General features: G+C 66.2%; 22 protein-coding genes, 1 tRNA gene and 1 riboswitch. Of the genes, 5 read left to right on the forward strand and 18 right to left on the reverse strand.

Annotation, left to right across the window (positions count from 1 at the left end):
- From ACTHLF_RS08215 to ACTHLF_RS08235, 5 genes are all read right to left on the reverse strand, one after another.
- The coding region (locus tag ACTHLF_RS08215; protein WP_440326463.1) for a retropepsin-like aspartic protease at positions 1 to 954 on the reverse strand (954 nt) is incomplete at its 3' end.
- 91 nt (positions 955 to 1,045) lie between these two features.
- Positions 1,046 to 1,624, reverse strand: a complete 579-nt coding sequence (pnuC, locus tag ACTHLF_RS08220; protein ID WP_440326465.1) for a nicotinamide riboside transporter PnuC — start codon at positions 1,622 to 1,624, stop codon at positions 1,046 to 1,048.
- Entirely contained in the window at positions 1,614 to 3,791 is a 2,178-nt protein-coding gene (locus ACTHLF_RS08225; protein ID WP_440326467.1) for a TonB-dependent siderophore receptor, read from the reverse strand. The genes pnuC and ACTHLF_RS08225 overlap by 11 nt, the downstream gene beginning before the upstream one ends.
- Positions 3,792 to 3,852: 61 nt before the next feature.
- Positions 3,853 to 3,948, reverse strand: a riboswitch (TPP riboswitch).
- 17 nt (positions 3,949 to 3,965) lie between these two features.
- Positions 3,966 to 5,102 (reverse strand): phosphotransferase enzyme family protein, encoded by a 1,137-nt coding sequence (locus ACTHLF_RS08230; RefSeq protein WP_440326469.1) that lies wholly within the window; start codon positions 5,100 to 5,102, stop codon positions 3,966 to 3,968.
- Positions 5,103 to 5,141: 39 nt separating this feature from the next.
- Positions 5,142 to 5,879, reverse strand: a complete 738-nt coding sequence (locus ACTHLF_RS08235; protein WP_440326471.1) for an HvfC/BufC family peptide modification chaperone — start codon at positions 5,877 to 5,879, stop codon at positions 5,142 to 5,144.
- Positions 5,880 to 6,087: 208 nt separating this feature from the next.
- Here ACTHLF_RS08235 and ACTHLF_RS08240 point away from each other — a divergent pair, with 208 nt between their 5' ends.
- The gene (locus ACTHLF_RS08240) at positions 6,088 to 7,050 is read left to right on the forward strand and encodes an MASE1 domain-containing protein (protein WP_440326473.1); all 963 of its coding nucleotides are present in this window, start codon (positions 6,088 to 6,090) and stop codon (positions 7,048 to 7,050) included.
- 51 nt (positions 7,051 to 7,101) lie between these two features.
- Here the strand turns inward: ACTHLF_RS08240 and ACTHLF_RS08245 are convergent, their stop codons facing one another.
- The 8 genes from ACTHLF_RS08245 to ACTHLF_RS08280 all read right to left on the reverse strand — a co-directional run bounded on the left by ACTHLF_RS08245 (position 7,102) and on the right by ACTHLF_RS08280 (position 11,570).
- Positions 7,102 to 7,548 (reverse strand): hypothetical protein, encoded by a 447-nt coding sequence (locus tag ACTHLF_RS08245; protein WP_440326475.1) that lies wholly within the window; start codon positions 7,546 to 7,548, stop codon positions 7,102 to 7,104.
- A gap of 204 nt (positions 7,549 to 7,752) precedes the next feature.
- The gene (locus ACTHLF_RS08250; protein ID WP_440326477.1) at positions 7,753 to 8,049 is read right to left on the reverse strand and encodes a hypothetical protein; all 297 of its coding nucleotides are present in this window, start codon (positions 8,047 to 8,049) and stop codon (positions 7,753 to 7,755) included.
- The gene (locus tag ACTHLF_RS08255) at positions 8,046 to 8,369 is read right to left on the reverse strand and encodes a hypothetical protein (RefSeq protein WP_440326479.1); all 324 of its coding nucleotides are present in this window, start codon (positions 8,367 to 8,369) and stop codon (positions 8,046 to 8,048) included. Before ACTHLF_RS08255 ends, ACTHLF_RS08250 begins: the two co-directional genes overlap by 4 nt.
- Positions 8,370 to 8,379: 10 nt before the next feature.
- The gene (locus ACTHLF_RS08260; RefSeq protein WP_440326481.1) at positions 8,380 to 8,790 is read right to left on the reverse strand and encodes a hypothetical protein; all 411 of its coding nucleotides are present in this window, start codon (positions 8,788 to 8,790) and stop codon (positions 8,380 to 8,382) included.
- Between the two features lie 393 nt (positions 8,791 to 9,183).
- Positions 9,184 to 9,441, reverse strand: coding sequence for a hypothetical protein (locus ACTHLF_RS08265; protein WP_440326482.1), 258 nt, complete (start codon positions 9,439 to 9,441; stop codon positions 9,184 to 9,186).
- A gap of 65 nt (positions 9,442 to 9,506) precedes the next feature.
- Entirely contained in the window at positions 9,507 to 10,103 is a 597-nt protein-coding gene (locus ACTHLF_RS08270) for a DUF2589 domain-containing protein (RefSeq protein WP_440326484.1), read from the reverse strand.
- A gap of 78 nt (positions 10,104 to 10,181) precedes the next feature.
- Positions 10,182 to 10,709 carry a DUF2589 domain-containing protein gene (locus tag ACTHLF_RS08275; RefSeq protein WP_440326498.1) on the reverse strand — a complete coding sequence of 176 codons (528 nt, stop codon included), beginning with the start codon at positions 10,707 to 10,709 and terminating at the stop codon, positions 10,182 to 10,184.
- A 162-nt stretch (positions 10,710 to 10,871) separates the two neighbouring features.
- On the reverse strand, positions 10,872 to 11,570 hold the full coding sequence (locus ACTHLF_RS08280) for a response regulator (protein ID WP_440326486.1): 699 nt from the start codon (positions 11,568 to 11,570) through the stop codon (positions 10,872 to 10,874).
- Positions 11,571 to 11,703: 133 nt separating this feature from the next.
- Here ACTHLF_RS08280 and ACTHLF_RS08285 point away from each other — a divergent pair, with 133 nt between their 5' ends.
- The gene (locus ACTHLF_RS08285) at positions 11,704 to 12,303 is read left to right on the forward strand and encodes a winged helix-turn-helix domain-containing protein (protein ID WP_440326487.1); all 600 of its coding nucleotides are present in this window, start codon (positions 11,704 to 11,706) and stop codon (positions 12,301 to 12,303) included.
- On the opposite strand, the gene ACTHLF_RS08290 is transcribed toward ACTHLF_RS08285, so the two are convergent.
- Entirely contained in the window at positions 12,264 to 14,642 is a 2,379-nt protein-coding gene (locus ACTHLF_RS08290) for an HsdM family class I SAM-dependent methyltransferase (protein WP_440326488.1), read from the reverse strand. The two genes, ACTHLF_RS08285 and ACTHLF_RS08290, sit on opposite strands and share 40 nt — an antisense overlap.
- Positions 14,643 to 14,759: 117 nt before the next feature.
- Positions 14,760 to 15,845: an acyltransferase family protein gene (locus ACTHLF_RS08295; protein ID WP_440326490.1), complete on the reverse strand. Its 1,086-nt coding sequence runs from the start codon at positions 15,843 to 15,845 to the stop codon at positions 14,760 to 14,762.
- 127 nt (positions 15,846 to 15,972) lie between these two features.
- On the opposite strand from ACTHLF_RS08295, the gene ACTHLF_RS08300 reads away from it, so the two are divergent.
- Both ACTHLF_RS08300 and ACTHLF_RS08305 read left to right on the forward strand, forming a co-directional pair.
- Complete coding sequence (locus ACTHLF_RS08300) at positions 15,973 to 16,788, forward strand: helix-turn-helix domain-containing protein (RefSeq protein ID WP_440326492.1); 816 nt, start codon at positions 15,973 to 15,975, stop codon at positions 16,786 to 16,788.
- Positions 16,789 to 16,854: 66 nt separating this feature from the next.
- Positions 16,855 to 17,460, forward strand: coding sequence for a hypothetical protein (locus ACTHLF_RS08305; protein WP_440326494.1), 606 nt, complete (start codon positions 16,855 to 16,857; stop codon positions 17,458 to 17,460).
- Between the two features lie 49 nt (positions 17,461 to 17,509).
- Here ACTHLF_RS08305 and ACTHLF_RS08310 read toward each other — a convergent pair.
- From ACTHLF_RS08310 to rplM, 3 genes are all read right to left on the reverse strand, one after another.
- Positions 17,510 to 17,583 (reverse strand) — tRNA-Gln (locus ACTHLF_RS08310).
- Between the two features lie 48 nt (positions 17,584 to 17,631).
- The gene (gene rpsI / locus ACTHLF_RS08315; RefSeq protein WP_045828716.1) at positions 17,632 to 18,024 is read right to left on the reverse strand and encodes a 30S ribosomal protein S9; all 393 of its coding nucleotides are present in this window, start codon (positions 18,022 to 18,024) and stop codon (positions 17,632 to 17,634) included.
- Between the two features lie 9 nt (positions 18,025 to 18,033).
- Positions 18,034 to 18,462, reverse strand: coding sequence for a 50S ribosomal protein L13 (gene rplM / locus ACTHLF_RS08320; protein ID WP_045828717.1), 429 nt, complete (start codon positions 18,460 to 18,462; stop codon positions 18,034 to 18,036).
- Positions 18,463 to 18,735: 273 nt separating this feature from the next.
- Here rplM and coq7 point away from each other — a divergent pair, with 273 nt between their 5' ends.
- Entirely contained in the window at positions 18,736 to 19,377 is a 642-nt protein-coding gene (gene coq7 / locus ACTHLF_RS08325) for a 2-polyprenyl-3-methyl-6-methoxy-1,4-benzoquinone monooxygenase (protein WP_440326496.1), read from the forward strand.
- The last annotated feature ends 130 nt before the right edge of the window (positions 19,378 to 19,507 follow it).

A 19,507-nucleotide genomic window follows, 5' to 3' on the forward strand; every position in this document is an offset into this window, starting at 1 on the left:
GAAGGTCTGGTCGCGGATGTCCGCTTCGCCCATGGCGAGGCTCTCCACCCGCGCGTACGCGATGGACATGGAGCCCGGACCCGAACCCGTGCTCACGCCCTTGCCCTGGCCCTTGATGCCGAGCATCGCGGCGGTCTTTTCGGTGAGGATCGCGTGGCCGCCGGTGTCGAGGATGAAGGGCAACGGCTTCGATCCATTGATCGAGGCCATGACCAGCAGCGCGCCGCCTTCCAGGATCATGGGCACGTGCGCCACCGCCGCTCCGCCGCGCATCGCAACATCGCCAGGCAATGCCGGCGGCCGCGCGATCGCTTTGGCCAGGCCGGAAGCCGACGGCACGTCGTAGCGATCCACGCGGACGGTCTCCCGGCTGTCTTCGGTACCGCTATCCGTCTTCGCCACGCTTTCCACGCGGTAGGGCAATGCCACGCCGTGTGTGTCGCGGTAATCCGCATAATCGCGCGTCACGGTGAGGAAGGACGCACGGAAGCTGGCACGGACGAGGTGGCCGCTGGTCTGGTCGAACCACAACGTGACCTCGCGGCCCCCGGGTGGCGTCGCCACGGTACGGCGCAGGTCGAGGCCGCGTTCGCGCGTGATCACCGAAGGCCCCATGGCCGCCCTGTCGGTGTCGAGCCAGCCTAAGCGCAACAACCACGCCTCGGTGCTGGCGATCGCGCGCCCCTCGGCCGAGTCGAAGGGGTGCACACCACCCGAGACATCGCGATGCCAGCGTCCGCCGGTATCGGCGCCATCGGCATAGGATCGCGCGGGATGCGTCACGTCGATCCGCCAGGCCCCGCTCGCCGTATCGACCGCCTGGTGCCAGGTGCTATCCAGCCCTTCACCCGAGAGCGTGCCACTCGCCTCGAACGACGGCACCGCCGGGGGTGGGCTAGCGCAGGCCAGCGACGACAGGCCGGCAAGGGCCAGGAATAGCAGGATCCGATGCATGGCGAAGGCTCCGGCGAGGTGTCTGGCGGATTCTACGTGGCTCGCCCGCCAAGCCTATACGCCATAAGACCGGGGGCCGGTGCGAACGCCCTTATGCCGGGCTCACCGCACGCTCGCGGTTCCACGCGCGCCAGCCCATGGCGGCCAGCACCACGAAGCCTGCGTACAGCACGGCCGTGATGGGCAGCGACTTGTAGACGTACTCGCCGACGTAGATCACGTCGACTGCGATCCATAGCCACCAGGCCGCCGCGTGCCGGCGTGCCTGCCACCACTGGGCGACGAGGCTGAAGGCGGTGAGCGACGCATCGAGCCAGGGCAGCGAAGCGTCGGTCCAACGGTGCATCGCGTAACCGAGGGCGAGCGCCGCCGCCGTGCCCACGGCCAGGTGCAGCGTGGCGCTGCGCGAGTCGAGCGAGGCCACGCGGACATGCCCGGTTTCATCGAGGTTGCGCATCCAGCGGTGCCAGCCGTAGACGATGAGCAGCGCGAAGATCACCTGCAGCAGCGTGTCGGAATAAAGCTTTGCATCGACGAAGATCCACGCATACGCGATGACCGATACGAGACCCACGGGCCAGCTCCACGGGCTGCGCCGCGCGGTGAGCCACACGCCGGCCGCGCTGACCAGCGCGGCGGCGAGTTCGAACAGGGAAAGTTCAAAGTTCATAGGTCATCGACAGGCGGGCGAGCCGCGGCATGCCGGGGAAGAGGTAGCTATCGCCACCGGACGACCCCGTGTCGCGCCAGTAGAAGCGGTTGAACACATTATCCACGCTCAGCCGCCACGTCATCGCATGGCCGCTGAGCGACGTGGCGAAGCGAAGGCCGGCGTCGACCACGTGGTATGCCGGCACGCGCGTAGCGCCATCGGGCGTGGCGACATTGCTGCTGGCATAGCGCCAGCCGCCGAGCACGGCGAGCCCGGGCGCGAATGGCAGGCTGTAGTCGGCATAGACCGCCGTGCGGTAGCGCGGCACGTTCACCACCTGGTGATCTTCGTACGATGCCGTGCCGGTGTTTTCCGCGCGCGCGCGGATCACGTTGGCGCTGGCGGTAAGGCGCAGGTTGTCGGTCACCCTGCCCGCCATGCTCAGCTCAACGCCGCTGTGCACTTCCTGCCCGCGCTGGACGAAGGTGAAGCCTTCCGCGCTGCCATCCGGCTGGGCGAACTGGTACGGCTGGCGGATCCGGTACACCGCGGCCTGGAGATCCAGCGCATCGTTGACAGCGTACTTCGCACCGAGTTCGATCTGCCGTGAATGCAGCGGCGGCAGGTTCGTGCCCCCATTGGCGGTCCAGTACGGTGCCTCGCGGCCCAGCGAGATCCCCTCGCCATAGCTGACATAGGTGGTCAGTGCAGCGACCGGCTGCCAGAGCACCGCCGCCTGCGGCAGCGTCTTCGTCATGCGGGTATCGCGTTCGAGCACGCCGGCATCGTCGTAAGCACGCTCGTTCAACTTCACGAGACGCGCACCGGCGAGCACCTGCCAGGTGTCGGAAAGATGCACGCGGTCGATCGCGAACAGTGTCCGCTGCCAGCTCGTCAGGCGACGCTCCGAGGGGCCCGGCTGGTTCGGCGACGCGGGGAACACCGGCACGACCGTGTCGTAGATGTTCGCCGTGCCGACGTAGTCGTACACATCCGCACGTTGGTCGACCGTGCGGCGGAACGTCGATGCGCCCACGTTGAGCTCGTGATCGACGGTGCCGGTCGCGAACGTACCCGTCAGCGACGCACGCAGTTCATCGTTCTGGCGCGTATCGTCCGGGCTGCGATAGTCGTAGACATCGTAATCGCCGTTGGGCGCGAAGTAATTGCCCGGCGTAGCACCGCTCGCACACGACTCGGCATAGAAGCAGCCATAAGCAAAGGCCACGTTGTCGTCGATCACCGTATGGCTATGGCCCGCCGACACCTGCGCGTTCCACTGGTCGCTGAAACGGTAATTGAAACGCAGCGACGTGTTGCTCGAATGGATGCCGACCGGGCGCTGCCATGGCTGGTAACCCAGCAGGCGCGTACGGCTCGGGTGATCCGGGATCACGGTGCCACCAAGCATCTGGTAGCCAGAGACGGAACGGCCGCCGCTCGTCTGGTAGTCCGTATCGAGCAGCAAGGTCGCCGCATCGCTGATCTTCCAGTCTGCCGCGATCGACACGAAGCTGCGCCGTGCATCGGTATGCTCGACCACCGCATGCGTGCGCTCGTTCGCCGCGTTGATGCGCATGCCGAACGACGAGGTGAACCACGTACCGAGATCGAGGGCTTCGTAAGCGGAGCCGTGCGAATCGGTGCCGACGGTGACGGTGTGCACATCGGCGGGACGCTTGCTCACGTAATTCACGAGGCCACCTGGCTCGACGACGCCTGCTTCCAGGCCGCCGAGCCCCTTCAGCACTTCCACCCGCTCCTTACCCTCCAGCGCCAGCAGTTGCTCGGCCGACATGATCATGCCGTTGAAGCGGAAGCCCGTGGCCAGGTCCAGCGGAAAGCCGCGGATCGACACATCCTGGTAGTAGCCCGCCGGCGCGTAGTTGTCGTTGATCGCCGCATCGCTGCGCACGAGCTCGCTCAGCGAACGCGGCTGGCGGTCGTCGATCTGTGCGCGGGTGATGACCGTGATGGCCGCCGGCGTGTCGTGCAGCGGTGCGCTGCCGAAGCTGCCAAAGGTGTCCAGCTGCGAATCCGCCGCGCGGTAGCCATCGGACGTGGTCGCGCGCACATCGATGGAGGGCAGCGTACGCGCCTGCTGGGGCGCATCGTCGTCGGCGGCGTGGACGGCAGTGGCCAGCGAAAGCAGGGCCAGGGCGAGCGGGGTACGGTTCGGGATCATGGTCGTCTTCGTGGGAAACAAACGAAGCGACGGCCGGCCACGCACCGCCTCCGAGGCTGGTACCGTGGCTCTGCAAGCTCCCTACGCCGGTACTAACCGGGTCAGGTTCCAAGGGACTCTCTCAGCCTGGCAACGCCAGGCACCCCCGCTTCAAGACGCCTATTGAACCACGAATCAGCGACCGGCGTGGCGGAGGGTCTCCAGCAGGCGGCTCCCGGGGGCCGTCCCGAACCATGCCGCATGGCCGTGCAGGAAGGTGTGCCAGGCCACGTCGGCGTGATCGCGCCGCCGCGTGATGCCCGCGAAATACTCCACTTCCGACAGGGCGAAATCGACGTGGACGATCGGCAACAGGGCGGCGAGTACGTCGAGGTCGCCAGCATCGAGAGGACGTACGGCGCGATAACCATCGAGCAGTGCCAACGCAAGCTCGGCATGCGCAATCTCGCCCCGGGCGATATCGAGCCAGGCGATGGCGTTCCGCTCGACGGCCGTTGCGATGTCGAACAGGGCGAAGGTCGCCGCGCTGAGGCCGAGGTCGAGCACATCGGTGATCGTGGCGGCGTCGCCGGCATCGCTCCAGCAAAGATTGGATACGTGCCAGTCGCCATGCGTCCAGAGACGCGGCTGGCGGGCGATGCCGGCGTGGGCGGCGGCATGCCAGGGTGCCAGGGTCGCCTGGAGCTCGCCGCGCCAGTCACGGTCCGCGAGGTAACCCGCGAGTGCCGGGCGCGTTGCCAGCTGGGCTTCGAGCGACGCGACGGGATCGTCCGCGCCAAGCACCTCCGCACGCGCCACGAGGATGTGCGTCGCGCGCTGCGGTGCCACGTAGCCTTCCGCCGCGCGATGCAGGCGCGCGAGCATCTCGCCGGCCGCGCGAGCGTGCTGCCATCCGCCCACCGGCGACCAGGAGAACGCGTCACGGTAGATATCCGTGCCGCGGGAACGTTCGTGCACCTCGTAGACCCAATCACCCATGACGATCGCGGTCTCACCGCTGTCGTCCGGGTAAAGCGCCGGAAGGGGGATGCCGCCCGCGCGCAGGTGGGCGGCGAACCGGTGCTCCTCGGAAAGCGTGGCCGCGCTGCGCACGCTCACGTGGTGGCGCTTCACGAACACCGTGCCCATCGTGGTATCCACCAGCGCCGCCGCCGAGAGCGGCCGCGGGGAACGCCAGCGGATGCGGCGCGCGGCCCCTGCCGAGGGAATCCGGGCAAGCAGGCGCGCGGTTTCGTCGTCGGTCCGTGCCGGCCAGTCCGGCGGCAGTTCATCGCCAGCCAGGCCGTGGGTGAGGTGGGCGTCATCGATCATCCCGCCAGTGTAATCGCGGGGCCGCGCCCCACCCCGGGGTCAGTCCCCGACGAGGGCATCGACAATGCCGTCTTCCACCCAGCTCCGCAGCAGCGCGCCCGCCTGGCGGGCAGCCGTATCCGGCTCGTGCAGCCGCGTCAGGGCCTCGCACAGCTCCCCGAACGAGGCGCCGGCCAGGGCCAGGTCGAGGCAGGCGCATTCCGGCGCCAGCATGCTGGTGAAGCGCGGCGAGCAGTCGCGGCGCCATACGCGCACCCCGGCATCCACATCGAAGATCTCGGCGGCCGGCGGCATGGTCTCGCTCGCCAGGGCATGCCAGATGGCCGCGGCATTGCTCCGCGTCCAGCGAAAGCGCAGGGTCGGCACGAAGCGCATTTCCACGGCTTCCCAGTCGGCCGAGACCAGTCCGTCCAGGCCGATCGGCCTCGCGTCCGGACCCGAGAGGGTCCGGCGCAGGTGCCAGTCCAGCCAGGCCAGTTCCGCGATCTCCGGGTCTGCGGGGTAGTGGGCATCGAGCCAGGCGATGTAGCTCTCGCCGTAGGCGTTGAGCGTCCAGGAAGCGGGCGGAGTCGCCGCGACGTACTCCTCGGCCAGTTCATCGAACACCCCGTCGCCCAGCCACAGGCGGGTCTTCGCATAGGTATCCCGGAGCGAGGCAACGAGCTGGTCGCGGAACCGGTTGGTGTACACGGCCATGCCGCGCCCATCGAGGCCCTCCACGGCCGGGCCGCCGCGGAGCGTCGAAGCGAAACGGGTCTGCAGGTCGCGAAGGTTCATGGCTGGACGGTAGCACCAGCGATGTGCAGAAACTGCGTGGTTCACCACGCGGCACCGATCCGAATGCTATTTCGGCAAATGTTGGCCGGGGCTCTGTATTCCGCCTCGGGCCTGCCGCTATATCATCCAACTGCAAAGCGTCAGTCGTAACGGGATCGTTTCCGTCGGCAACGGGCTGAAGGCCGCGATCGCGGCATTGAGGGTGGCGGTGGGCACTTCAAACAAGGATCCGTTGGCCTGGGGCCGCTATCTGGCGGTCGCGGGCGCGTATGCCGCGTGCTATGAGCTCACCCGCAACATCTCGTTTTCGCACTGGATGTTGCCCGCCGGCCTGCGCCTGGCCTGCCTGCTCCTCGTCCCGCGCCGGTTCTGGCCGGCCCTGGCCGTCGGCGAAGCCCTGCCCATCGCGGAAATGGCGGCGCTCCACGCCACCAGCTTCGGCTTCCTCTGGGCCGGCATGGCCTCGATTCCGCCGATCCTGGCCTGCATGCCGGCCATGGCCTGGCTGCGCAGCCGGTTCACGTTGCTGCGCCCCGATGGCCACGTGAACATGGGGCTGATCCTGGCCGCCACCCTGGTCTGCGCCGTGATCACCATGGGGGCGAATGCCCTGGTGCTTTCCACCGTCAGCATGGGTGACGGCAGTCCTGCGCCCGCGATCACCCTGCCGATCCTGCTGGCCTGGTTGCTGGGTTGCTACCTGGGCGCCCTGACCCTGACCCCGCTCATCCTTGCCATCCGCGAACGCGTGGCTACGCTGCCCGGCGGCGTCGTGACCTGGCGGGCCGTGCGTGAAAGCCCCCTCCTGCGCGATGCCCTGCTCTTCGTGGTGCCCTGCCTGGCCCTGCTGTTGCTGGTCTCCGGCGGTGCGAGCGACGATGACGGGCTGCTCACCTGCGTCCGGTTCGGGATGGTCGTGCCCGTTATCCTGATGACCCTCCGGCATGGCTGGCATGGCGCCGCCGTGGGCGGCATGCTCGCCAGCGTGGCCCAGGCCAGCACCTCGTTCCACCTCCAGGATCCGTCGATGATCCGCGCCCAGGCGGTCCTGGCGTTCGTGGCCTCGACGGCGCTCATCTTCGGCGTGAAGATCGCCCAGCGGATTGCGGCGGCACGGGCGGCGACGCATCCCGGCATCGCCCCCGCACCTTCACCGTCGCCCCGTCACTGACGGGGCGTGACGCCGCGGGGCATCCTGCCCGGCGGCGTCACCGCGCAGCGCTTACGGCCCGCGCGACGAGCACTCCACCGGGTTCTTGCATTCCACCGCCACGGCCATCACGCGCATGGTTCCGTTCGACTGTGGCGCCACGGCGATCTGGTTCGCGCCGTCCGAGTAGACCGTCTGGCTGGCCGTGCTCGCCGGCGCGGCCTGCGGCTCATCCGAGGTCGCTACGTTGTTGGCATCGCTACCCACCGGCGTACCGAAGCGCCCGGTCGGTGTAAGCATGACGGCCGCGCGGACCGTGCCATTCGCGTCATTGACCTGCACGTACTTGATGGCGCCACGCTGGAATACGTAGACGTGGTAGTTCGGGTTGCTGCTGACGTCGGTAGCGTTAGGCCACTGTTGGCCAAGTCCCGACGTGGCGGTCTGCGCCTGGGCGACGCCGAAGCCAAGGGTGAGGAACGAGATCGAAACTGCGAGCGCACGGAGCGAAAAAGACATGACGGAATCCCCATTCATGGTATCCGGGCCGCCGCACCACGCGACGGTTACCGGCAAATCGACGTTGGGGGGCGCCCACGGGCGCTGGCCCCATGGTCGATGCTCCCGACTTTCCCCCAACGGCTGGAGAATAGCGGCCCGGTATGCCGATTCCGCGCACTGGTGGGGGCGCCGGTGTTCAGGCGCCCCCACCGGTACCGACCGTCACGGGCACGCCGGCTCGCTCGCCGCAAGGTGCAGTCGCATCGCCCAGCGAACCATCAGGGCCGCCAGGCCGACATCGACAAGCACCTCGCTAGGCCACACATCGCCGTAGAAGAAGCCATCGACGCTGGTCAGCATCCCGTAGATGCCGATGGCGTTGACGCAGGCACCCGCAGCCACCAGGGCGCATGCCACGCGTGCGATGCGAGACAGCAGGCGATCGGTCAGCAACCAGCCGGCCGTGAGCATCACCGTCGTGCAGGCGAGGAAATCGATCCCGAGCAAACCCGCGGTCATTTGCCACCTCCGGTGACCCGGCCGATAAGGCGATCGGCCATGCCCTCGCCATGGCGATCGAGCACGTGCTGCGCGATCGATGTGAGCTTGAGCCCGAAGCACCCGACCAGGAATGACACCCCGGCCTGGATTTCCACACCCGCATCCGGAAGGAAGTGACGATGGAACGCGGGTGCCAGGAACACGGCGATGAGCGTGCCGCAAACGACCTGCATGACGGCACGCCCCCGCGACGCGACGCTCGTCATGGCGACAGGGAGGACGGCACCGCCGACGGCGGCGAGGAGTAACCAGAAGCGATTCAGCAGAAGGGTATCCATGCCGTTCTCCTTAGCGCTTGCCCCAGGGGGCGGGCGAAGGTGACAGGTCACCGGACCACGCGCGTCCGGAACGCTCGAATGCCAGGCGCAGGCTCGATTCCCCTTCGCGGATCAGGACGTCACCCGGATACAGGCCGGCACAGAAGCCACCTCCGTTCGGTGGTGGATTGAAACGGAACTGGGCCTCGCCATCCTTCTCGTCGAGCAGTTCAGCGGGAAGCTGGCAGTTATGCGGTTCGCGAAAGCGCAGCTGCAGCTTCTCGCCGCGGCGCATGGCGACCACCCGCGTTGCATCATCCCCGGCCCTCAGCACTCCCGACCATTGGCCGTCGGGGATGCGCGCGTCTGCAACACCGCAGGCGGCAAACAGGATGGTGCACAAACCAAGGCCTCGTATCTTCGTCAACGTTCCATGTGACATGTCGCTCTCCTTCAAGGTTGGGGACCTGGCCCCGTGGCATCGACGGCACGGCCGTCGATGTAAAGCCGTGCCACCCCGTCTTTCGCGGCGTCACAGCACACTTCGATCTGGTGGATCCGCCAGGGTGTCAGTCGCGCAAAGCGCGGCCGTCCCGGTATGACCTGCAGCGTGAGTCCTTCGCCACGCGTCGTTCCTTCGAACACGATGCGGACCCCGGCCACACGGGGCACCCATCGCGCTCGTTCCGTGGTTGCACCTTCAAGCCACGGCAGCGGCAACGGCGGGCCACAAAGGGCTTCCGTGCGGCGGCGCAAGGCAAGCGCCTGCGCAGACTCGACGGCGGAACGAACGCGAGCCAGGAGCGTCGTCGCAAGCATCGGACGGCGACCCATCTCAGTCCGCCAGCCACGGGGGCTTGCGAGCGAAACCTACGTGGTAACAGATCCATTGCAGCACCACCTGGTGCTCACCGATCTGCAGGATCGTGAAGCTCTTCTCCGTGGCCATCACGTGGCCGCGTGGTGACTCATTGAGGCAACGGTTGAGCATGGCGCGCGCTTCCTCGATTTGTTCCTCGCCCGACATCTGGCTCGGGTTGTTGCTGCCGACGACGATGCGCTTCACGAACCGAACATCGGTGACATCGAACATGGGTTGCTCCTCACACGATCGTGGCACCGCGGTGCCACGACCATTATCGGTTCACGATGCGCGTGTTACTGGATACCGGACCCAGGCGCAGGCGGTTCGACGACCTTGCCTGGCTTCGCCACAACGGCGGTCTGCAGGATATCCATCACCCGCGCAAGGCCTTCGGGCATGCCCGCATCACGCGCCTGCACATTGACGTGATACTTGGCCGAGTTGTCCGTGGTGCGAGTGTTTTCCTTATGGGAAGCCACCGAGCCCTGGACCGAAACCTTCGCGCCGAACCCACCCCAGGAGGCGTCGAAGCCCACGGTCGCATCCAGCGAGCTCTTGTCGTGCGTCGAGGCCTTCACTTCCATGTCAAACGTGATGTCGACGTTCTCCACGGCCAGGGTCGGCACCTTGACGATCGAGAGCAACGGAACGTTCATCTCGACGAGTTCGTCCTTCCAGGTCCCATCGGCTTCCTGCACCGGACGGGTGAACTGAAAGGTTGAAGTACGGGTCGCGCCGGTGCTTCCGTCCTCATTCTGCTCAAAGCCGACGCTCCTGATGAAATCGGCCGTGGCCTGCGCAAGACGCACCTGTGCGTCACACGCAGCCAGCAGGGGGGCGCCGACAAGGTCGCCCATGGGAAGGCCACGGAACTGTTCGGAAATAGTCATGATGTAACTCCTTTACGTATCGACATGGGTCCCGCCGCACTTCTTGTGCCGCGGGGTTCGGCCGGAATCGGGGAGGGGTTAGTCGCCCGGCCTGAACGTCTGGAAGACCCCTTGGGTCATCGCTAAATGGTTGGTCAGGCGGGCGACACCATCCGTGGGTTCGACGCCTTCGACGCGGAGCTTCACGTGCACCTTGCCGCCCTGGTCGTTCCGGTGGCGCGCAGCGGTATCCAGTTGCACGGATTGTTTCCTCGATCGTGAGAGGAAAGCCCAGCGGCTTTGCTCCAAATCAGGCATACCGTCACCATCCGTCTCACCGCTGTCGCTGAACTCACCAAGCTCGGCATCGAAACAGATCTCGACATCCTTGATCCGTAGCGATGTCGTCGGGACCAGCGGCAACAGCGGGGCCCGGTAGAGATCCTCATCGCCATCGTCCGTACCCACCTTCATCGAGGGCATGCGGATCACCACGCTCTTCGGCCGGTTGTCTTCATCGAAATATTCGCCAAGGTGGGCAACCTGGGCCTGCTCGATGCGAGCCTGGGCCTCGACCACGGCACCAGCCATCGCCTCGATCATCCCTTCCAGTGGCGTAGCCGTCATCGAGCGACGCACACACAGCGGAACTTCCCGTTCACTTGCATCGACATCCGTATCTCCTTTGATGGTGTGCGTCGCCGTGGGCCTACTATGGATTTACCGCGACCCGGGTGCTATCGGCGATGCACTGATATCCCGGTCGCACATGTGCTGATCTCCGCGTGCTCACGGGTCCAGCGACACCAACCCCGCACGCAGGGCATAACGCGTGAGGCTGGCGATGCCATCGACCTCAAGTTTTGCCAGGATGTGCTCGCGGTGCGTGCCCACCGTCTTCATGCTGATATGCAGCCGCTCCGCGATCTGCCGGGTCGAAAGGCCCTCGGCGTAAAGCTGTGCGACCTCCTTTTCCCGTGGCGTCAGCACGGATGCCGGATCATCGTCGCGGCAGAATGCTTCCACGAGAACGTGCGCCAGCTCGGGGCTGACGTGGTAGCGCGATGAAAGCACGCTGTCGATGCCATCGACCAGGTTGGCGAACGTGCAGCGCTTGAGGACGTAGCCGTGGGCGCCGGCATCGAACGCCGCACGCACGCAGGGCCGGTCGCCGGTCTCGGAGAGGCAGAGCATGCGCGTCTGCGGGCAGCGTGACGCGACCCGGCGGGCCGCCTCGATGCCGTTGAGCCCGGGCATGCTGTCGTTGAACAACAACAGGTCGGGCTTGTGGTCGACGCACAGGCGCAGGCAGTCGCGCCCATCCCCCGTCGTTCCCACGACTTCGAACCGCTCTTGTTGGGACAGCAACGCGGCGAGTCCTTCCCGCATCAGCTCCTGGTCGTCCGCGAGGACTACGCGAACAGGGCGGTCCATCCCCTGTGACAGAATGCGATCCGCACGGTGTCCGCCTACATGGTTCCCTTGCATTTACCTACTCCTTGTTTGGGCAGGCGCGTACCGTCGGCGAGAGAACATTCTCACGTCCTTCCGGGAACCTTACGGGCCGACAAACATACCTATATTCAAGTAGTTGCCTGTGCCGGCAACCACCGTTGGCGGCATGCAGCATTCCGAAGTGTCTTCTCCCTTTCTCATTGGCGCCTGGGTTGTCCACCCGGATCGACGGGTTATCGAAAGCCGTGGGGAAACACGCGCGCTCGAGCCCAGGCACGTCGATGTCCTGTGCGTGCTTGCATCCCGCCAGGGTCAGGTCGTGAGCGTGGAAGAACTGCTGGATGCCTGCTGGATGGGCGGCTTCTTCGGGGACAACCCGGTGCACAAGGCGATCGCCATACTTCGCCGCGCGCTGGGTGACGACGTTCGACGCCCCCGCTACATCCAGACCATCCGCAAACGTGGTTACCTGCTGATCGCGCGTGTCACGCCGTTACGCCGCATCGATGAGCGGCTTGAGGCGGCCATCCGCCGATGGGGTGAGTCGCCGGCATTCCAGCGGCGGATGCGCGCACTTGGCCCGCACGATGAGGCGAGCTGGCAGGTGCTCACCGCAGTGCTGTTGCGCGTGGCATCCGCGCTGGTGGCCGACGGTGTCCTGCCGGGTGCGCTGGGCGCGGTCGACGAAGCACGCGGCTGGCTCGTCGACAAGGTGGAGCGGCCCGATCAGTCGACGAAGAACGCCGCGTCTTCCGTGCCGGCGTAGCCGGTCAATGCCGTGAGCACGACGCGGCGCGTCTGGGCGAGCCGCTCTTCCACCCACGCCTCGAGCACCGGGTCGTCGGGCAACGCGAACTGTGCGATGCGCGCCGGCGTCAGCTTCCGGCCGTAGGAGAAGCGCCACTTTTCTTCGTGCAGGCAGGCCGCAGCGATCACGAGCATCGCTTCGCTCAGGCGGCGGCGTGGCAGCAGCACCAGGCAATCGTCGTTCACGGCGCACGGCTCGAACTGCACGAAGGCCTCGCCGATCGAACCGGTCTGCGCGACGGTGACAAACGGCGGCTGCATGACCTGGCCGAACTCCAGCCAGCCGTAGCAGCCGTTGTAGGCTTCGGTCGGCGAGATCACCAGCGTCTCGCCATCGGCGATGCCATCACGGCTGTGCAACTCTTTCATGCCGTACACGATATCGAAGGCATCGCCGATCGTGCCCGGGCGGGCCGCATCGGAGAGCGCCTTCGCATTGTCCTTCTTCGCCTGCGACATCAGGCTGCGGTAGCCCGACATGCGGATGCCGCCCTGGCGTACCTGGTCGCGCTGCACGGTGACCTCGCGCGCATAGCGCGTGTAGAACGAGGCCAGGCGGCGCAGGTGCACATCCACGGCTTCCTGCACTTCATCGCGGCTGGGCGGGGCGGAATCGACGTAGGCGCCTGCGGCCCACTCGCGCTCGCCCGATACGTGGCCAAGGCCCGAGAAACCCGGGATGGCGCGCTTGTTGACGATCGCGTCCACCGCCTGCGGGATATCGTTCGGCTCGGTCGGCCGTTCCACCCGGATGCCCTTGCGAAGGGTCAGGCCATCGTGGTGCAGCCGTACGAACACCGTGGCAACGGTCGGATCGTGCTTCACGCCCTTCTCCAGCACCACTACGGAGGTGGTGGCGGAGGCATACGGCTGGAACAGTTCATCCGGCAGCTGGCACACCGCCAGCAGGCGGTGATGCTTCAGGATCTTCTGCCGCCATGCGCCCTTGCTCTTCTTCACGATCAGGCTCGTCGGCAGCACTACGGCCACCTTGCCACGGTGCTTCAGCGCATCCAGCGCGCGATCGACGAAGTCTTCGGACGGTGTATCCGAAGCCTTGTGCGGGAACGGCGGGTTCATGAGCACCACGTCCACGTTCCCCTCGGGGAAGTCGGGCGCGGTGAAGCAATCTTCCTGGTGGATCTGGGTGGCACCATCACCGCGCAGGATCATGTTGGCGACGCACAGCGCGGCGGTAACGGGTTCCGTCTCGAACCCGTAGAGCTGCTTGCGTGCGACCTTGACCATCTCCGCGCGGCTCAGGTCATGCGCGCGAAGCAGGCGATCCATGGCGGCGACCAGGAAGCCACCGGTACCGCACGCGGGATCGAGCACGTGGTCGCGCGGGCCCACTTCACAGACATCGGCCATGAACTGCGCGATGTGGCGCGGCGTGAAGTACTGGCCGATGGTGTTGCCACCGGTGTAGCGGAAGAAGGTCTCGTAGAGCTGGCCGAGATAATCGTGTTCGGCCGTGAGCACGCTGACGTTGAGCTTTTCGAGGATGCGGGCGATTTCCACCGCGCGCGTGGCGAGCTTCGCGTTCGCCTCCTCGACATGCAGGCTGCGGCCCAGCGCGGGCTTGCCTGCCTTTTCGAACGCGCGCAGGCACTCCGCGTTGATGTCGGAGAGGATGTGGTCTTCGTCGCGGCGGATCCGGCCCTTCGAGCTCGCGAGCGCCAGCATGATTGCGGCGACCACGGCGGGGCGGAACTCGTCCTTGATCTTCGCCTCGCGCAACAGGCGGTTGATTTCTTCCGCCCGGCGCGCAAGCACCTCCGGCGGAGGAATCGTGGGGCGCAGTTCCGGCCGGCCGTGCGGCGAGGCAACGCGCTCGAGGTCGGCGCGGTTCGGGATCCAGGAGACAGGCTTGCCGCCGTAGGTCACGATCGACCATTCGCCATCGGCGTAGCGCGAGACGCGCAGCTCGAAGCTATCGTCGGAGGTGCCGGCCAGGCCGATCGCCAGCGGCGCATAACCCTTCTGCTTGAAACGCTCGGCGTAATGCTGCGCCTCGCGCAGGGCCTTGCCATGTTCGCTGCTGAGCTTCTTGGCCTCGACCACGGCCAGGACTTTCTCGGTGACCTTGTCGACCAGCAGGGCCTCGGGGTAACCGCTGCCGCCGCCGGTCTTGCTGGCCTGCTTCAGGGCTTTCTCGATCAGCGGGAAGGCGCCGTATTCGTTCTGCAGCAGGACATCGCCGACGGGAGGCTTCTTCGGGGACCACCCCTGGGAGCTCAGCAGCTCATCGAGCAACTTCTCGCTGCGCCGTTCGGAGATTCCCTTGGTCTTGCTCATCACGACTCCGCTGCCGTCCGCTGTGCGGCAGAAAACGAATACGGTAGGGGGCGGATGTCTCAGGAGGCGAGACAGGCCATTCCGGGCGGCCGGAGCGGCGTTTGCCGGGTCGCTAGGCTAGCATGGTTCAGGTCGCGGGGCGGCCTCCGCACGCGCGACGGGGCCTCGGTGCAGGCCCGCAACACCGGGGAGGCAGGCCAACAAGGGCTTCTCGATCCAGTGGTAGCTGGCCAGGGCGAACGCGAGGCCCGCGGCCACCATGCCGGCCATGAGCAGGGCGGGATCGACGACGCCGATCCATCCAAGCCGCGCGAACACAGCGGCGACCCCTTCGAAGACGATCAGATGCCAGAGGTAGATGGAGAACGAGGCATCACCGAGGTACTGGAGGCTCCGCGGCATGATCCAGCGGCCCTGTAGTTCGAGGACCACGAACCCGTGGATGAACAAGGCGGCGGGCGCGGCCCAACCGATGACGCGTAGCGGGTACGACACCGGGTCGTGCGCGACGAACCAGGTGCCCACTAGCATCCAGATGCTGGCAACTACCCAGAGCGCCCCGTGACAACGTTGGAAGCCTCGCCGGACGAGCATGCCGATAGCGACGCCGAACGAGAACTCGAGCAGGATGGGCGCGAACAGGTAGTTCCATGGCGACGCGGCATGTCCGGCGCCTGCCGCGGTCGCGACCACGAGCAAGCCGAACCACGCCGCCAGCCCAAGCATGGCTCTCCTCCCAAGCGCCCATAGGCTGAGCGCGGCCACCGCGTAGAAATACACCTCATAGGTCAGTGTCCATGCGACACCCACGATGTAGTTGGGCGCGCCGTTGACCAGTGTCAGCAGCTCCAGCAGCGGCTTCTCCTGCCCGCGCGGCAGCGGTGGCCCCCACAGCATGACGAGGAAGGCCGCGGCGAACGCGATCCAGTAGAGCGGGTAGATCCGGATGAAACGCTTCATCGCGAAGACGAAGACGGCCCTGCCCCGGCCTACCTGCCCGAGCTCGCCGATCGAGCGCTGGAGCACGTTGTAGATGATGAAGCCGGAGATGACGAAGAAGACATCCACGCCGGCCGGGCCGATGGCCGCGAAGAACGGCTTGACCCAGTAGAGGCGGGTCGGGCCGAGGTTCCAGAACATGTGGCACGAGACCACCATGAGCGCCGCGATGGCACGCATGCCTTGGATATTGCGGTATGTCATGCCACGCCGTTCCTGGAACCGGTGCTGTAGGTGCCATTGAGCTTCCCCGGCGTTGCACCCGCCGGTTGCCTGCGTGCTGGCGTCCCTTCCACAATCATCGGCAGGATCCCCGTGCAGGCGCCGTCCCATGCCACACCCAGAGCCAACTCCTGGCGGCGAGCTCGGCCGCATGCTCAAGGCCTGGCGCGGCATGCGGGGCCTGAGCCAGCTCGGCTTATCGCTGGAAACGGGCGTATCGCAGAAGCACCTGAGCTTTATCGAGAGCGGACGCACCGTTCCCAGTCGCCAGACCCTGATGGCCGTGGCCGATGGGCTGGACATGCCGTTCCGGGAACGCAATGAGCTCTTGCTAGCCGCCGGCTACGCACCACAGTTTGCGGAAGAAAGCTGGGATGCCGCCGGCATGGCGGTCGTTCGCCATGCTCTGGAACGCATGCTTCGCCAGCACGAGCCGTATCCCGCGGTCGTGATGGATCGCTGGTGGAATGTCGTAATGGCGAATAGCGCGACCACCCGGCTGTTCAATGCCTTCATCGACCTGGACCGCTGGCCGCGCCCGCGAAACCTTCTGCACCTGTTCTTTGATCCAGTCGGGCTGCGGCCTTTCGTGCCCGATTGGCCGCGTTTCTCCGCAGCGCTCCTGCAGCGGGTACGGCGCGAAGCGGTGGCTGGCGTGATGGATGAGGACACCCAGGCCTTGCTGGCCCAGCTGCGTGCCTACCCCGGTGTCGATGACACCGCCGCTTTCGAACCCTCTGCGCCCGATCTTCCCGTCATCCCGCTGACCCTGAGCGATGGCGAACGCCGGCTCAGCTACTTCTCGCTCGTTACCACAGTAGGGACGCCACGCGCGCTGGGGCCCGAGGAGTGGCGACTGGAGTGCATGTCACCGGTGGACGAGGCCACCGAAGCCTGGCACGCCGCCGTTATTCCTGGGGCGTAATTGCCGGCCCATTGGACGCTGCACAGACTGGTCTCCACACCCAACACCCTGCCTGTGGAGGCAACCATGACCCGCACGTCTTCCCGCTTCAGCGACTATGTTTTCAGTGCCCAGCCGGGCTACGACGAACCGACCCTGCGCGAGGCGTTCTCGCACGCCGTACCGCTCACGTCGGTCGTGATCTACTGCTATGACCCGCGCGTTCGCGAGATCCCGCAGGCCGTGGCGAAGTTCCTGGGCAACCAGGTCTACCCGGGCGAAGTCATCCTCGACGCGAATGGCAGCCGGGTGGGCTCGACGACGACCATGGGCACTGTCTCGGTCGCCGCCGGCCGCGCCGTCGATGCCATCCGCTCGGTCACGGTGGGCGAATACCTGTTCTGCATCGAGACCGTGGTGGTCGTGCACCACTCGAACTGCGGCGCTACGTCGTACACGGCCGACCGGATGGTCGCGAACTATGCCCACGAACACGACGGCGCCGATATTTCCAAAGCGTACGACGCAGGCTCGGTGAGCATCAGCGATTACGAGGATTCGCTGGCCTACGACGTTGCGCTGCTGCGCGCAGCGCCGGGCGTACCGAAGCACGCCGACATCCTCGGCCTGTTCTACAACACCGACACCGGTGAACTCACGGAAGTGGTTCGTAATCCCGCTGTTCGCGGCTGAGTGACGCACAAAAAGAAAGGGCCCTGATTGCTCAGGGCCCTTTCCGGTTTGGCTGGGAGACTAGGATTCGAACCTAGATAAACGGAGTCAGAGTCCGTTGTCCTACCGTTAGACGATCTCCCAAGAAACCTGTCGACGCGCTCTGACCTTGGAGCGTCGAGTAGAAGCGGATTAGCGCTTCGAGAACTGGGTGGCGCGGCGGGCCTTGTGGAGACCGACCTTCTTACGCTCGACTTCGCGGGCGTCGCGGGTCATGAAACCAGCCTTACGCAGCGGCGACTTCAGCGCTTCGTCGTATTCGACAAGGGCGCGGGCGATGCCGAGGCGGATGGCGCCGGCCTGGCCGGTGATACCACCGCCAGCAACCGTGACCATGATATCGAACTTCTCGCTGTTCTCGGTCAGCTCGAGCGGCTGACGGACGATCATGCGCGAGGTTTCGCGACCGAAGAACACATCAAGCGGCTTGCCGTTGACGACGATGCCACCGGTGCCCTTGCGGAGGAACACGCGAGCTGCCGAGGTCTTGCGGCGACCGGTACCGTAATTCTGCTGGATAGCCATGGCGTTTCCTTAGATGTCCAGCTGCTGCGGCTGCTGGGCGGTGTGCGGGTGCTCGGCACCGCCGTACACCTTGAGCTTGCGGTACATGGCGCGACCCAGCGGGTTCTTCGGCAGCATGCCCTTGACGGCGATCTCGATCACGCGCTCCGGGTGCGTAGCCAGCAGATCCTTGAGACTCGTGGTCTTCAGGTTGCCGACGTAGCCGGTGAAGCGGTGGTACATCTTGTCGTCCAGCTTCGCACCGGTGACAGCCACCTTCTCGGCGTTGATCACGACGATGTAATCGCCGGTATCGACGTGCGGGGTGAACTCGGGCTTATGCTTGCCGCGGAGACGGCGCGCGACCTCGGTCGACAGACGACCCAGGGTCTTGTTCGTGGCGTCAATCACGAACCAATCGCGCTTGACGCTCTCCGGCTTGGCGCTGAACGTTTTCATTTCGAAAATACCTGGTTTGCCGCCCACTACAGGGACGGAACACGGAATCGGTGAAAGCAAAGACGCGAGAGAATAGCGATTTATCCTGCATCGCGCAAGCCCACCTAACAGGTGAGCTTCGGGCCGACAATCATAGCATGATGACGCGGCCTTTACACAAGTGATGCCGTTGGCCGGGTCCGCTCGCCGCGACAAGCAGCCGCAACACGATCACCCCGCCAGGGCACCCGTCCATTGTAACGTGTGCAGGTTCCCACGTTCAAAGGAATCCCCGTGTCCGTCCGCACCCTGACCCCGTTCGATCGCCTGCTGGCCGGGCTGGAGCGCGCCATGGAGGCCGTGGGCGGCTCGCCGGAGGCGCACCGCCGCTCGCCGGGCGATGCCGTGCCCGATGCCGCCCTGGACGACGCCGAGCGCCGCCACGCCGCCGGCCTGATGCGGATCAACCACGTGGGCGAGGTGTGTGCGCAGGCGCTCTACATGGGCCAGGCCGCCCTGGCCCGCACGGAAGAAACCAAGGCCCACCTGCTGCACGCCGCCCAGGAAGAGACCGACCACCTGGCCTGGTGCGCCGAGCGGCTGAAGCAGCTCGAGTCCCGCCCCAGCCTGCTCAACCCCCTCTGGTATGCGGGCAGCTATGCCATCGGCGTGGCCGCGGCGGCCGTGGGCGACCCGATCAGCCTGGGCTTTGTCGTCGAGACGGAGCGTCAGGTGGAGGCCCACCTGGCCGAGCACCTGGAGAAGCTTCCGGCGCAGGATGACCGTTCGCGGGCCATCCTGAAGCAGATGCAGGAGGATGAGGTCCGGCATGCGGATGCGGCGCAGGCGCGCGGGGGGATCGACCTGCCCTTCCCGTTCCCGGGACTGATGCATGCGGCTTCGGCCGTGATGAAGGCTGTCGCTTACCGGATCTGAGGCAACCGGGATCGCGGGGGGAACCGCCCCCCCCAACCCACACAGGGGGGCCGTGTTGGGGGGGGGGGGGCGCGGGACACCACCCGCACCCGGCCCCCCAAAAAAAAACCCCCGGGGCCGGGGGGGTTCG

Source organism: Luteibacter sp. (assembly GCF_051958795.1).
GTDB lineage: Bacteria > Pseudomonadota > Gammaproteobacteria > Xanthomonadales > Rhodanobacteraceae > Luteibacter.

Excerpts from the sequence above, each read along its gene's own strand:
- ACTHLF_RS08255 (WP_440326479.1), bottom strand. The coding sequence starts at position 8,369 with ATGGATACCCTTCTGCTGAATCGCTTCTGGTTACTCCTCGCCGCCGTC.
- ACTHLF_RS08265 (WP_440326482.1), bottom strand. The coding sequence starts at position 9,441 with ATGTTCGATGTCACCGATGTTCGGTTCGTGAAGCGCATCGTCGTCGGC.
- ACTHLF_RS08300 (WP_440326492.1), top strand. The coding sequence starts at position 15,973 with ATGCCACACCCAGAGCCAACTCCTGGCGGCGAGCTCGGCCGCATGCTC.
- ACTHLF_RS08280 (WP_440326486.1), bottom strand. The coding sequence starts at position 11,570 with ATGCAAGGGAACCATGTAGGCGGACACCGTGCGGATCGCATTCTGTCA.
- ACTHLF_RS08275 (WP_440326498.1), bottom strand. The coding sequence starts at position 10,709 with ATGACGGCTACGCCACTGGAAGGGATGATCGAGGCGATGGCTGGTGCC.
- ACTHLF_RS08250 (WP_440326477.1), bottom strand. The coding sequence starts at position 8,049 with ATGACCGCGGGTTTGCTCGGGATCGATTTCCTCGCCTGCACGACGGTG.
- rplM (WP_045828717.1), bottom strand. The coding sequence starts at position 18,462 with ATGAAAACGTTCAGCGCCAAGCCGGAGAGCGTCAAGCGCGATTGGTTC.
- ACTHLF_RS08230 (WP_440326469.1), bottom strand. The coding sequence starts at position 5,102 with ATGATCGATGACGCCCACCTCACCCACGGCCTGGCTGGCGATGAACTG.
- ACTHLF_RS08270 (WP_440326484.1), bottom strand. The coding sequence starts at position 10,103 with ATGACTATTTCCGAACAGTTCCGTGGCCTTCCCATGGGCGACCTTGTC.
- ACTHLF_RS08260 (WP_440326481.1), bottom strand. The coding sequence starts at position 8,790 with ATGTCACATGGAACGTTGACGAAGATACGAGGCCTTGGTTTGTGCACC.
- ACTHLF_RS08305 (WP_440326494.1), top strand. The coding sequence starts at position 16,855 with ATGACCCGCACGTCTTCCCGCTTCAGCGACTATGTTTTCAGTGCCCAG.
- pnuC (WP_440326465.1), bottom strand. The coding sequence starts at position 1,624 with ATGAACTTTGAACTTTCCCTGTTCGAACTCGCCGCCGCGCTGGTCAGC.
- ACTHLF_RS08235 (WP_440326471.1), bottom strand. The coding sequence starts at position 5,879 with ATGAACCTTCGCGACCTGCAGACCCGTTTCGCTTCGACGCTCCGCGGC.
- rpsI (WP_045828716.1), bottom strand. The coding sequence starts at position 18,024 with ATGGCTATCCAGCAGAATTACGGTACCGGTCGCCGCAAGACCTCGGCA.
- ACTHLF_RS08290 (WP_440326488.1), bottom strand. The coding sequence starts at position 14,642 with ATGAGCAAGACCAAGGGAATCTCCGAACGGCGCAGCGAGAAGTTGCTC.
- ACTHLF_RS08225 (WP_440326467.1), bottom strand. The coding sequence starts at position 3,791 with ATGATCCCGAACCGTACCCCGCTCGCCCTGGCCCTGCTTTCGCTGGCC.
- ACTHLF_RS08295 (WP_440326490.1), bottom strand. The coding sequence starts at position 15,845 with ATGACATACCGCAATATCCAAGGCATGCGTGCCATCGCGGCGCTCATG.
- ACTHLF_RS08245 (WP_440326475.1), bottom strand. The coding sequence starts at position 7,548 with ATGTCTTTTTCGCTCCGTGCGCTCGCAGTTTCGATCTCGTTCCTCACC.
- ACTHLF_RS08285 (WP_440326487.1), top strand. The coding sequence starts at position 11,704 with ATGCAGCATTCCGAAGTGTCTTCTCCCTTTCTCATTGGCGCCTGGGTT.